The organism is Paraburkholderia sp. BL6669N2 (genome assembly GCF_003387275.1).
In the GTDB taxonomy this organism is placed as follows: Bacteria; Pseudomonadota; Gammaproteobacteria; order Burkholderiales; family Burkholderiaceae; genus Paraburkholderia.
Genome location: NZ_QUNA01000001.1, coordinates 1422954 through 1435132 on the forward strand (window position 1 = coordinate 1422954; position 12179 = coordinate 1435132).

General features: G+C 56.1%; 9 protein-coding genes and 3 pseudogenes. 5 read left to right on the forward strand and 7 right to left on the reverse strand.

Going from position 1 to position 12179, the window contains the following annotated elements; translation table 11 throughout:
- Window positions 1-2 precede the first annotated feature (2 nt).
- Both B0G80_RS06455 and B0G80_RS06460 read right to left on the reverse strand, forming a co-directional pair.
- A complete protein-coding gene (locus B0G80_RS06455) occupies window positions 3-1385 on the reverse strand; it encodes a PLP-dependent cysteine synthase family protein (protein WP_258878835.1) in 1383 nt (460 codons plus the stop codon).
- A gap of 725 nt (window positions 1386-2110) precedes the next feature.
- Window positions 2111-2569 (reverse strand): ParB N-terminal domain-containing protein, encoded by a 459-nt coding sequence (locus B0G80_RS06460; RefSeq protein ID WP_181919919.1) that lies wholly within the window; start codon window positions 2567-2569, stop codon window positions 2111-2113.
- A gap of 896 nt (window positions 2570-3465) precedes the next feature.
- On the opposite strand from B0G80_RS06460, the gene B0G80_RS06465 reads away from it, so the two are divergent.
- Together B0G80_RS06465 and B0G80_RS06470 are read left to right on the forward strand one after the other, a co-directional pair.
- Window positions 3466-5079 carry a pyridoxal-phosphate dependent enzyme gene (locus B0G80_RS06465; RefSeq protein ID WP_258878836.1) on the forward strand — a complete coding sequence of 538 codons (1614 nt, stop codon included), beginning with the start codon at window positions 3466-3468 and terminating at the stop codon, window positions 5077-5079.
- A gap of 247 nt (window positions 5080-5326) precedes the next feature.
- Complete coding sequence (locus B0G80_RS06470; RefSeq protein WP_116117431.1) at window positions 5327-6067, forward strand: GntR family transcriptional regulator; 741 nt, start codon at window positions 5327-5329, stop codon at window positions 6065-6067.
- On the opposite strand, the pseudogene B0G80_RS46680 reads toward B0G80_RS06470, so the two are convergent.
- Together B0G80_RS46680 and B0G80_RS06485 are read right to left on the reverse strand one after the other, a co-directional pair.
- A pseudogene (locus B0G80_RS46680) lies at window positions 6024-6197 on the reverse strand (IS5/IS1182 family transposase); the annotation flags it as partial. The gene B0G80_RS06470 and the pseudogene B0G80_RS46680 overlap by 44 nt on opposite strands.
- A 1389-nt stretch (window positions 6198-7586) precedes the next feature.
- A complete protein-coding gene (locus B0G80_RS06485; protein WP_116117434.1) occupies window positions 7587-7715 on the reverse strand; it encodes a transposase domain-containing protein in 129 nt (42 codons plus the stop codon).
- Window positions 7716-8090: 375 nt separating this feature from the next.
- Here B0G80_RS06485 and B0G80_RS06490 point away from each other — a divergent pair, with 375 nt between their 5' ends.
- Genes B0G80_RS06490 through B0G80_RS46355 form a run of 3 tightly spaced genes read left to right on the forward strand, consistent with a single transcriptional unit; the run spans window position 8091 to window position 10356 of the window.
- Window positions 8091-8291 carry a hypothetical protein gene (locus tag B0G80_RS06490; RefSeq protein ID WP_116117435.1) on the forward strand — a complete coding sequence of 67 codons (201 nt, stop codon included), beginning with the start codon at window positions 8091-8093 and terminating at the stop codon, window positions 8289-8291.
- Window positions 8278-9477, forward strand: a complete 1200-nt coding sequence (locus B0G80_RS46685) for a recombinase family protein (RefSeq protein WP_258878837.1) — start codon at window positions 8278-8280, stop codon at window positions 9475-9477. The genes B0G80_RS06490 and B0G80_RS46685 overlap by 14 nt, the downstream gene beginning before the upstream one ends.
- A 6-nt stretch (window positions 9478-9483) precedes the next feature.
- Window positions 9484-10356: a helix-turn-helix domain-containing protein gene (locus B0G80_RS46355; protein ID WP_258878838.1), complete on the forward strand. Its 873-nt coding sequence runs from the start codon at window positions 9484-9486 to the stop codon at window positions 10354-10356.
- Here the strand turns inward: B0G80_RS46355 and tnpC are convergent.
- The 3 genes and pseudogenes from tnpC to B0G80_RS47980 all read right to left on the reverse strand — a co-directional run.
- Window positions 10270-11357: pseudogene (gene tnpC / locus B0G80_RS46690) on the reverse strand (IS66 family transposase). The gene B0G80_RS46355 and the pseudogene tnpC overlap by 87 nt on opposite strands.
- A 135-nt stretch (window positions 11358-11492) precedes the next feature.
- Complete coding sequence (locus B0G80_RS47975) at window positions 11493-11813, reverse strand: reverse transcriptase domain-containing protein (RefSeq protein ID WP_408967695.1); 321 nt, start codon at window positions 11811-11813, stop codon at window positions 11493-11495.
- A gap of 110 nt (window positions 11814-11923) precedes the next feature.
- Window positions 11924-12118 (reverse strand): annotated as a pseudogene (locus B0G80_RS47980) (reverse transcriptase N-terminal domain-containing protein); the annotation flags it as partial.
- Window positions 12119-12179: the final 61 nt, after the last annotated feature.

Sequence of the window (12179 nt, forward strand, 5' to 3'; positions counted from 1 at the left end):
GACTACGGTGAAGATGGCGCGTCCGCGAAAAGATCTGCAAAGTGCTTCTCAACGTCGATTATTTGAATATCGTGAGTTGACAGCCAATCCTGATTGAAAATAGTGTCCAAGTACTTCGTGCCACTGTCGCACGCTAGTGTTACGATGCGCGATCCTATCGGTGCTTCGCGAGCCACGCTAAGCGCCTCGTAGATCGCCCCCCCGGTCGATCCGCCGACCAGTAAGCCATGCCGCTGGGCCAAATGATGGCAAATCGAGAAGGCCATGTCGTCTCTCACTTTTCGACCCGAATCTATTACGTTGTAGTCAATCACCACGCCCACTTCCGCGCCTTCAGGCGTGCCAGTGCCCGATTGGTGGTATTGCGCACCCTGACCGCCAAAAATGACACTTCCAGCTGGTTCAACACCAATTACTTGGATGCTAGGAATATGCCGCCTCAGGTGACGCGCAGTACCGCAAAGCGACCCACCGGTACCGATTGCACACACAAGATGCGAAATTGTTGGGCCGAGATCGTCGAGCAATTCAGCGGCTAGCCCGACGTAACCGGCAGAGTTAGCCGGATTGTTGTGTTGTTCAGTCCAGTAGGCGTCCTCTTCCGCCGACATTCGCATAGCTTCTCGGTCACGTACGTCCGTGGCTAGGGCACCATCGCCACTGCCAACCGTCCGGACGTTGCTGCCCAATGCACGCACGGTAAGGATCTTATCGGGGCTAGCATGGGAGTCCATCAATGCGGTGAAGTTGATTCCGCGTACCGCTGAGATCATGGCCAACGCACTCGCCGTATTTCCTGATGAGGATTCCACAATGTCAACAACGGCCTCATTTGGGCGGCTGTTGATCATGCTTAGCGCCATGCGGTCCTTCATAGAGCCAGTTGGGTTAAACATTTCCAGTTTGAGATAGAGATCGATCTCACCGCCGCGTAAAGAGATGAACAGCAGCGGCGTGTTTCCGATAGTATCAAGGATGCTATTAACGATCATCTGTTTATCCTCCCTTTGAGGAAGTTTTTGTCGACTACTAAATGCCATCCGACCGGATGCCGGAAAGCGGTTATCCTTTTTTAGTACGAGAATCTGGTGAAACGAATTTTCATTCGAATCCATTGATAGTCGGCGGTGTCGTGAAGCTGACGAGATCGCTCGGGGCAACGCCACCCCAGATTGCCAGCCCGCGCCACGGAATGATGTCGGATTCCAGACAACTGCGTCCGGCAAGAAAGTGATGCGTCTTATGGCGGCACCGCTCGCTTCTTCGCCGCAGAACAGGCACGAAACCGCCACCAAACCAAGTTTCCGAACCATGCCATCAAGAACCTCTGCGAATCGACTGCCTCCAAGATTCCCGACGTCGGTCACATCGAAGGCACAGATCACACACGGGTCGAGAAGTGGTCGTCCTGGCTACAGTAGGACCGGGAGCAGGTGGTACTGCAGAAAGCTTTGATCTGACGACTCGGTATGCGCGGTTTGGGTCACTGCAGTTGGGTGTTTCGCTCCGTCCCGAGTTCATGAACAAGCACATCTGGCATCCCTTGCCGATGTCGATGCCACCGGGCGTCAGGCCGTTAATCCGCGGACATTCCAAACCGCGAGCTTGGTTCGCCTTCGGGACGGATTCAAACGAACGGGCAGTTCCAAGCTTGCCGGTCAATACGGGAATGCGTTTAGCATCTCCGATGCGGTCGACGTGAATCGTCACTTTATGACATATGCGGAGACTATTTTCATAATTGGACTTTGCAGGACCGGTCATTGACATACGCTCCGCGGAAGTCAAGTTCACAACGGCCGAAATTATCTCCCTCGGTCGAAGAGGCGTCAGCCCCGGCGCCAGCCACTGCGGCTGCTCGCAGGAACGAATTGGACTTGCATGCCTTAGGCGCAAACTGGACGTGACTGTTCCTATAGCTTTCGCGCAATTCGTTCCGCTATTGGAGGTAGTTTTTGGTGGGTTGGTCTGGATATACGATACGCAACGGCGGTTGGAACCCGTCGACCCAAGCCTTGGTTCGGATTGGCCGTTCAGCAAATCGCGCATCCACTTGCTGAATAGGGGTTCCGGTCTGTCGACAAAGTATTCTTGGATCATGGGTGGTCGCTCATCTCAGGTCATCTAGCTCGATTGAGCAGCTTGGCAGTGTGATCTTTAACCTGTGTCGAGTGGTCTTGAAGCTCATCAGATTCCCGGAGAGGCCAGCCTGGATGATTTGGTCGACAGCAACGGGCGCAGGATCGGACCAGTAGGTCACGTCCAAATTTGGATCATCGTAGGAAAGCAGGATGCACGGAATATACGATAGGCCTAGTGCCTTGGCGCAAAAATGGCGATGATGGCCATCCATGACAACAAGATGGCGGTGTTCGACCAGAATGGGCTCGGTCCACCGCCCGCTTTCGGCGATCATTTTGGTTAGCGTGCTAGCACGGCCGGGATTAATGTTCTCGCTTGGTCGAAGTTGCGTCACAGGCACTTTGACTACGGTGTAACTAGAAATTAATTTTGCGGACGACAATGGCTTCACCTCGGTTAGTAATGTGTTCTCGGATAACGGCTGCATGTATCGTGCCATATTAAGAAACCTTATAATCAGCATCGCTGTTGCAGCGTTGGGCCGGTACCGCTATGGAGTCGCATGGATGGCAGTATTCGACCGGTGCACTCCGTAAGCGGCTCGCGTCCGTTTGGGGCACGCGGCACATCCGCTCATACATACGGTATATATCTGTGGCGCGAAACGCCATCGCCATCGAGGTTGATCGGAAGCCTTGTCGGGATGATTGTCGGACAACCGCCACGTCCTCTGTCTGCTTCGTCGCATTTGCGACGTTACGGAGCCCAGCTTGGGTTTCCTGCTAGCCGCTCGGTACATGGCGCGCCTCTTGCGACTCTCAACTTACTGAAGCGTGCCGTGGCGACCGGTCACCGACTCTCGTCCGTGCGAGATACGGCCGATTCACGCCTTAAAGCGTCGCGGCGCGCCCAAAGCGAGGGCGTACTTCGCCTCCACAGAATACGGAAACGGGCAAAGCCATTGGATATCGCAGGAGTTGCTCCACGGGACTTTGAAGAGGAGATTGGTTTGATCCATTGTGGTGTGGTTTCTATGCTTTGCCACCGTCCTATGGAGTTCGAACGTTTCGCTTGCTCCGAGCTCTGTTACGCACGGCGGTCGAACTGTCCGATAGTACGTTACTTGGTCGCGATTCGACGGTAAGCATTCGGCTTAGCGAAAAATTACGTCCCAAGGCGCAACTGCACGACTTTTATAAAATTGGCATTCGGCACGGTGCGGCCGGATTACAGATTGCCCATTGTGGAGCGATTCTTGATTGATGCTTGATTTATAAGCGAGTGGAATCCAAAAAACTCCTTTCGGAAAAGCACGATCGGCTATATTTTGACTTTAATACTGAATGAGCGTACTCTGGGAAAGAAATGTCTAATGGAACTCTAGTGCACAATCAGGAGGATTTTGAAAATCCTCGAATCGTTGAGTTGAGCGACAACCTATCCGGCGCCGGTTTTTTCTTTATGAAACTTTTGCCGACACGGTTCATGCTGGAATGGGCCGCGGAGCAGGGACTGTTGAAGCCGTGCACCACCATCTGCGAGTCTCCTTCTGGTACTTTCGGTCTGGCGTTGGCGATGTTGGCTGAGAAATATGGTTACAAACTCATATTGATAAGCGACTGGACGATTGATCCACATCTTAAAAGGCGCCTTATCGAGCTTGGTGCGCATGTAGACATTGTCAATGAACCAGCGACCCGCGGGCGACTTCTGCAGGCCCGGTTAAACAGGCTGGCCCAGTATCTGAAGGAGCTCCCCGACGGATTTTGGCCGTCACAATACTCCGACTCGGTCAATTCACTCGCTGATAGGAAATTCGCGGACTTGCTAATCGACAGAGTGGGAAAGCTTGACTGTTTGGTAGTTGCCATTGAATCAGATTGGTCAATGTGCGGTACAGCTAGATTTCTAAGAGAACAATTCCATGAATTGCATGTCATTGGTATCGATACTCCAAATTCTGTTTTGTTTGGGCAGCCCGGTGGAGATCTAGAGGATGGCAGCGGGCTAGGCGGCGAAATTGTTCCTGCCAGCTTAGATCACCGTCAGTTTGATGAGGTTCATTGGCTGACGGCCGCAGAGGTGCTTGATGCAACTCGTCGATTACATCGTGAACACGCTCTGTTCATGGGCCCAACCAGTGGTGCAGCATATAAAGTGGCCGATTGGTGGGCACGTAAGAACCCTGGCAAGAAGGTCTTGGCGATTTTCCCCGACGAGGGGAGCCGCTATGTCGAAACCGTCTACGACAATGAAAAGAACAGGCTCTCATCCATAGGCGGCTGGTCCGAGCAAATTCGGCAAGAACCAACGGTTGTGGTGCCAACACAGAAATTGAGTGGCTGGTCGCGCTACGCTTGGGGGAGGCGAACCCTCGATGAGGTTCTTTCTGGCCTTATTGAAAAGTCGTCTCCGATCTGTAGCGAGTCCCGCCAACAGTCGACGTTCCTGCACGCAGGCAGATGTACTCCAGAGGGAGTGTCTCGAGAGGCTACTACTGCTGTCATCGAAGCAGGGGAAACGAGGCTGATAGCATTATCTCGCTTTGACGGGGGCACCGTCGCCCATCTCGCACTGGAGCATGAGCAAAGTCAGTTTGTGGATCCGTTGTACGTGGTGTTTTCGGAGCTAAAGACCAGCCGAAACCTCGAGTTCGAGCACCCGTTTTCAATTGCGGCCCGGAACGAAATAGTTGGTTTTTTTGTCCTCCGTGAAAAGGCCGCGTTGCCGGATTGGGCACCGTCAAACGTCGTGACGTTGCACAGCCTGCGTATCGGTCGATCATATCAAGGCAATGGATACGGTAAGGCAGCAACCAAACTGGCTGCTCGGTGGATCGCGTCGAACCGACCATCCATCGACCGACTCATGCTTGCCGTCAATGCGCGCAACGTGCTAGCCAGAAGCGCTTATCTTAGCTCTGGCTTCCAAGACACAGGCGGTACATACTGCGGCCCAATTGGTATTCAAAACATTCTCGAATATAAGGTTGGGTGAGAGAAATGCGCGCTATTTCGTCGAATTCGGCGCCCGACAGGTCGCCAGTAGCAGAAGAGACATGTTAAATGAACGAGTCTTTAGTAAATGTTGAAATTCTAATTGGTTTGCCGCGTGAAGTGCCACGTCACATGGATGCGACAGAGCGCCTCATTCTTCCTGCATGGTTGACTAGGTGTTCCGCGAATGGAGTGGCCGACCTTGACCGCACTCGCGGTCCGTATTGCGCATTCTGGGGGACAGCTGAATGCCTGGAACGACGATAGCTGGGGCATTGCACGAAAGGATTCGAAAAGAGATAAAGCGGCGAGTTGCGGAGCATCAATATGAGATGGGGGATCGTTTGCCGTCAGCTTCCGAACTTGCAAAAGAATTTGGCGTAAGTTTGATAACGATAGCACGCGCATTGTGCGATCTCCAGTCCGCCGGCGTCGTGGACACGGTGCCCGGGCGTGGAACTTTTGTGCGAGAGAGTCGACGATTTGTTTTTGATATTGACTTTTTATTTTCAAGTTTCAAAGATGAATCACGATATACTCTTGCGCGATCGGTTACGGCAGCCTCGGTGACACAAGGGAAAATCGCTAATCCGATTTTACTCGAGTTTGACACGCCAAACGAAACTATGCACTGTGTGAAAAGTATGATAACGGTCGACGGAATGCCGATCATTCATGACGTTCTTTACGTGCCACTTTGTTTTGGCGATAAAATTGTTGACGAACTTGAGGGAAAGTCGGTTGGCGAAGTGCTGCGTGGGCAAGGAGTACAGTTCGACGAGGTAAGATTGCTTGTACACGCATGGCCTGCGTCGGATGAGGCGAAAGTTACATTCGGAATCTCTGACGGATTCCCGACTCTGCGACGCGCATATCAGCTAATGACAGACAACCCATCGCTCACGTTCTTTGGAGTCTCGGAATCCCCGTTTGATCGTCTGGCATTTAGTGTCTCCAACAAAAATGATCGAAAAAACTCAAGCAGATGATGGCGCAAGCGAATGAGAGCAATTCCACGTGGGTATCGAGCCTTCGCTCGAACCGGATATACAGCTTGCCGAAGCCGGCCTGCCAGCAACGAGGGTAGACATAGCCCTTGTCGGCATGGACCTTATGAGGAACGTTGTCTCGACCAAACGCGTTTGACTGCGACGGCATTCTGGCGGCACGACTGAAATTTTCAAGCTAGTTGTCGCTTCAACGAATAAATTTTGAGGTGGCCTTTCTCTCGTGGTTAGGGCGTTGCGCGGCGACACCGTGGTTGTCAATGCTATCCGGGTTCAGATGACGGCATCTACACGCCGCCGGTTGCGTGTCCGTCCTTCCATCGAAGCGGATTGCTGCCGGGCGGTCTCGTAGAGCGCCGCCGCGCCGCGCGTCGATCGAGAATGTCTTGATCAAGGCTGGCGTGACGCTGCGCCGGCGTCACGAACCGGACCGCCCTGTGACGATGTTCGTCGTTGTACCAGCGCACCAGCGCGCCCACCCGGATGCGCGCGGCGAACACGTATCGAACGCCTTGAGCGGGTAAGCGGACCGGTACTTCAGGGTCCTGAATAGCGACTCGGAGAAGGATTGTCGTTGCTCACGCCCGGGCGACTCAACGCCCGCATCACACCCAGCGCTTGGAGTGTGGCGAGCATCGCCGCGCCTTTCATCGGGCCGCGGTTATCCGAATGCAGAATCACCCGGTCAGGCTGTATCGCTTCGCGCGGGCAGAGGTCCCTGAGAACCTCGCTGGCCAGCGCGCTGCTTTCCTCCGCATAGCCCTGTCAGCAGACGATCTTTCGAATACAGCCAGAAACAGGTACAGATAAAAGTACTGCCCACCGATCGTCGTCGGCAAATACGCGGTGTCCCGGGCACAACTGGTTCGGCGCGTCGGCGCAAACGGAATGCGGTTTGCTGCGAGAGTGGGCGGGCCGTTCGCTGCGCCGGTGGGCGAGTTGCTTCGTACCCATCAGCGGAACAGGTTAGGCTAGCTCTGCAGGCTAGATGTCGACGATCTTTCGCAGTAGAGAGTACAAAACGCGCCAGTGGCCATCGGCGTCATTAACGGCGACCGATGCGGTCTTGGCATTCAGCCTCACGACCACTCCGACGCGCTCGCTTAGGTGCTTGTCGGTGAAGCCGACTGTGTCGCCGATGAAGAAGTCTTCACGCTGTGTTCTCGTCGGCGGTGTCGGCTCGACGTGAGGCTGAGCACCCGAAGTTTCTGGGATGATTGCTGCATTGAGTGTGATGGTCTAATTTCCTCGGACAGGTCGATAGGAGGACAATCCTGAATTACAGCCTGTATCTAACGAAGTTCGACTATGGTGCCTTGCGCCGGCGGTCCAAGTTGATTATCGCCGATGTAGTTAACGACCATCCTAAGATGCAGTCGTTGACGTATTTCGAGAATGTGTCGGGTCATCAAGCTTTTTCCGATAGCAAGATAGGGGCGATAGAGCTCGGCGCTACGCGCCTGCCGCAGCGAGTCGAGAATGTTCAAGGGTTGGATGGGTTTTAACGGGCGAGCGGCAACAGTTCGTGCACGCGATTGACTGGATACGACGGCAATTGCTCAAGCGTCCGCTCAAGCCACACGTAGGGTTCTATACCGTTCAGGCGAGCCGTTCCGATGAGTGAGTACATCGTTTCGGCTGCAAGAGCACCTCGTGGAGACCCCGCGAACAAACAGTTCGACCTTCCGAGAGCAAGTTCGCGGTCATTCTGCCCATATCGGGCAAGAAGTCGAAGTCCATTATCGTTGGCATCCTCTGTATGGTCGCCGCGTCAAGGTTCGAGACGTCGAGCAACGCAGCGGCGGCGTGGTGCATGTCGAAGCCGACGCTGGCTTAGTCAAGGTAGTGGCGGCGTGGATGCTGGATCGCGCCCTGTGTTCAGCCATGGAGTTCGGCGAGCCAAGGGTCACCGTGGCGGTGTTATGCGAGCTGCATCGGCTGCTTGTTGATCGGCGCTTGCGAGCAAACTCGCCGGACGGTTCCAACGTCGTCCGGGAGAAACGCAATGGACAAGCTGCCAAAGGGCGTTCCAGCACGAACGCAATCGCCAGTGGTGACGCCGCGCCAGATGAGCATGAGGTTCGACAACGCCGAGCTTCAGGGAATGACCGCGGCGCAGCGCGCAAGGGCAATCACGAATCTTGCAAGCCTGCTGATACAAGCGGCCGGCGTCACCGGGAAGGAGTGTGACGATGACGAACGCTGATCGTCTTCCGGCGCATCTTCTCAAGCGCAAGGCGGTAGTATATGTTCGGCAGTCGACGCAGGCTCAGGTCCAGATGAACCTCGAGAGCAAGCGTCGCCAGTACGAACTCGTTGACGAGGCAAAGCGTCGCGGGTTTCGCGATATCGAGGTGATCGACGATGATATGGGCCGATCGGCGAGCGGGGCGGTGGCGCGGCCCGGCTTTGAGCGCCTGGTGGCATTGCTCTGTGCCGGTGAAATCGGAGCTGTCCTTTGCCTGGACGCATCACGTCTTGCCCGTAACGGGCGTGACTGGCACCATCTGCTCGAACTGTGTGGTCTCGTCGAGGCGAGGGTCATCGACCTTGATGGCGTCTACGATCCCTGCCGGCCGAACGACCGGCTATTGCTCGGCATGAAGGGGAGCATCAGTGAGTTCGAGCTCAATGTGCTTCGAACGCGTATGCTGGATGCCGCACGTGCAAAGGCTCAGCGCGGTGAATTACGTATCAGCGTGCCAATTGGCTACCTCTGGCATCGTGATGTCGGTCTGGGTCTCGATCCGAACCAGCGACTGCAGGAAGTGATACGCCTGATCTTTACCCGTTTTCGCGAACCGGGTAGCGCGCGGCAAGCCTTTCTGTCGCTACGGGCCGAACAGATCCACTTCCCGCGTCCGACCGATCGCACGACCCTGACGCACTTCGACTGGACGCTAATACGTTATCGCAACGTGATCTCAGTGCTCAAGAATCCGTTCTATGCGGGAGTCTATGCTTATGGTAAGAGCGCGAAGCAGACGACCATCGTTGAAGGCCGGGCACACAAGAGCTACAAGCACCCCAAGCCATTCGTGGAGTGGGAGGTTCTGCTCAAGGAGCATCACGAAGGCTACATTGACTGGGCAGAATTCGAGCGCAACCAGAAGCTGCTCGCCGCCAACGCCTACGGCAAGGCTGGCGACGTAAAATCGGGACGTGGTGGGCAGGCCTTGCTGGCCAGTCTGCTTGGATGCGCGCGCTGCGGACGCCGCTTGTCGGTGGCCTATACTGGACGCACCCCGCGACCCGTCTACCGCTGCTATCGATTTGACCTGCCACCGAAGTGCATGAGCTTCGGCGGCTCTCGCATAGACGCCGCGATCGCAAAGGAGCTGATGCGTGTCGTGGAGCCAATGGCAATCGAGGCGGCCTTGCAGGCCGAGTAAATGCACATGGACACCCTGAGTGAGCAGTGGCGGATCATTGAACTCGACCTTCAGCAGGCTCAGTACGAAGCCACGCTGGCAGAGCGACGCTACGCCGCCTGCGACCCTGACAACCGTCTGATTGCCGCGCAGTTAGAGAAGAATTGGGAAGCGGCGTTGCGTCGTGTACAGGGCTGCCTGGCACGCCTGGAGACGGCACGTACACCAATGCCAACTCGCCCTGCTCCTGACTTCACCAAGCTTGCCGAGGACCTCGACGCTGCCTGGAATGCGCCGGGTGTCACGATGCGCATGCGCCAGCAACTAGTTCGGGCGCTGATCGTCGATATTGTTGCGGACGTGGATGAGACGACGCGTGAAGTTATTCTAACGATTCACTGGCAAGGCGGTCAGCATTCACAGTTGCGCATCCGCAAGCCCAAGACTGGCGAACACGGCTGCAGCACATCGGACGAAGCGCTCGCAATTATCCGCAGCATGGTATGCCGGTGGTCTGATCAGGACATCGCAGCGTCGCTGAACCGGATGGGAGTTCGGACGGGTCAAGGCAAGACCTGGACCGCGCATCGGGTTAGATCCGTACGGCATGTGCGCGACATCCACGCCTACAAGTCGGCGACTAAGGATGGCGATTGGGTGACGATGTCCGAAGCGGCGAAACTGCTCGGTGTAACCAATCATGCGATCCGCCGCTTGATTACGGACCGGGTTCTTCCTGCCGAGCAGGTGATGCCCGACGCCCCATGGCAAATTCGCACAAGCGACTTACATAGCGAAGCTGTTGCAGCGGCGTTAATGGGCAAACATCGCCCGTGTCGCAACGACGTTGAAGGACAACTCCCAATATTTATCGAGGTTTCGGAAGGAGGTGCACAATGAACGCCCCATCGCAATGGGCCTGATCTGGCGCTCAAGCGCATTGTCGTCTGGCAACAGGACCCCGTTCTCCGTATATCGGATCAGCGCCTCCCAATGCCGTAACGTATATCCGAAGGCCTTCGCGAGCGGCGCCTGCGGGGGCAAACCAATTCTGTTTGCGTCTAGCCATCGACGAAACTGCACGAGCACGGGCAACGCTTCAGTTTGCCGGGCCGCATGTTTGATGTCCTGCGTTTGGTCTTTAACCCGAGAGTCAATCGCATACAGCCTGGCGATCCACTGTAGGGCTTGCGTCGCGAGCCCCGGGTCTTTCTGACCCTTGGCAATCTCGAAGAACCGTCGGCGACAATGAGCCCAGCATTCGATGTCGATCGATATCGCCTCCGCTCGTAAAGCGCGCCGTGGCCGCTATAAGCTCGACTTGCAGATAGCCATGTATTTATTCAGGTGCAGCAGCGGATGTGCGCCGGCCCGGGACTCCGCGAACTCGAACACGACCGCCGGCGGGTGGTTGACCCAGACACCGTTCTCCTTGCGCTGTCCCGCGCCAAGGTAGCCCCATAATCGCGCTGTACGCGTTGATGGGCGGCCTCGCTCAAGCAAAGGCAGCGTCGTGTCGTCTATGTGCATTCGCGGCGCCTTCAACTGATGGGCGCGCAACCCGGGCAACAGTACCGAGAGCAAAAGGCCAATGCCACCTTCCATTCGCACAGTGTGGCGCGTGGCAAGTACACGCCACGGCGTGCGTAGCGCATTTCCTGGCGATTCAACGGCAGATGATCGACATAGGTGTTGACCAGCACATTGGCGAGCAGGCTCGCGCTGGCATTACTCTTGGCGAGCGGCGAGCGCTGCGCGCTTGCTGTCACGATGGTCGACTCGCCATCCTTCTTCGCCACGTATTTGAAGCGGATGTGCTCAATGACAGTGAGCCTGGACGGCTTGTAATGCAGTGTCTCGCTGCGCTCTTCGCCGATCCGTTCGAGCGTATCGAACGCCATCTTCTGTTCATCGCTAAGATCCTATTCGATGCATGTGCGGGGCAAGTCCTCGGCAAAGCAGGACGCCGTTTGCAAGTGTGGCCCGCCACAGGTACCACGTCGGGCACAGGCGGCACCGGGATATCCGTAGGAGCATCAAACAGTTCGGCCTGGTCGGCCAGGCGCTCGGAACTCACGCCGAAGCGCGCCCGGTTCGCTGTGCAATCTGATACGCTTGGCCAGAACGTTGAAGCACTGTTCGATGGCGTCGGCGGTCGAGCGTTCGGGCCGAAAGCCGTAGGAATTGGCATCTGCCAGGGTCTCCGCGACGGGTTCCAGAGCGAGCTTCCATAGTGCCTGCATTGCTCTGCACAGCATGCGGGGAATTCCGAGCGGACGCTTCTTGCCATTGCTCTTTGGGATGTAGACGCGACGAAGCGGCAACGCACGATAGCCGTGGTGTTGCATCGCTTCCATCCCTTTCCATCTGGCCGCCGGGGTCGACCAGAGCTTGCCATCGATACCCGCGTTCTCTTGCCGCGATTCTCAGTCACTCGCTTCACGGCTAGCATCTTGCCGCTGTGCGAGCGGGTCAGCAGACGCTGCAAGGCTTTGACCTTGCCCCATCTGCCTTCCTTGGTTGCCTTGGCGATACGCACCTGGAGTCGCTTCACCTCATCCTTAATGCGAGGCCAATCAGCCTGAAGCCACATCTCGGTGGGGCGCGAGGGTGCACCAGCCCCGATTGCCCCTGCTTGCGCAGTGCCCCCAGTTGCCGTCATCTGCTTCCCCTCGTATAACGATTAATCAAGTTCTCTCGCCATGAATGACCACGCGGAAGTC

Bases quoted from the DNA above. Each gene is read 5' to 3' on its own strand.
- B0G80_RS06460 (WP_181919919.1), bottom strand. From the start codon at position 2,569: ATGCAGCCGTTATCCGAGAACACATTACTAACCGAGGTGAAGCCATTG.
- B0G80_RS47975 (WP_408967695.1), bottom strand. From the start codon at position 11,813: ATGGAAGCGATGCAACACCACGGCTATCGTGCGTTGCCGCTTCGTCGC.
- B0G80_RS46685 (WP_258878837.1), top strand. From the start codon at position 8,278: ATGACGAACGCTGATCGTCTTCCGGCGCATCTTCTCAAGCGCAAGGCG.
- B0G80_RS46355 (WP_258878838.1), top strand. From the start codon at position 9,484: ATGGACACCCTGAGTGAGCAGTGGCGGATCATTGAACTCGACCTTCAG.
- B0G80_RS06485 (WP_116117434.1), bottom strand. From the start codon at position 7,715: ATGTACTCACTCATCGGAACGGCTCGCCTGAACGGTATAGAACCCTAC.
- B0G80_RS06470 (WP_116117431.1), top strand. From the start codon at position 5,327: ATGCCTGGAACGACGATAGCTGGGGCATTGCACGAAAGGATTCGAAAA.
- B0G80_RS06490 (WP_116117435.1), top strand. From the start codon at position 8,091: ATGGACAAGCTGCCAAAGGGCGTTCCAGCACGAACGCAATCGCCAGTG.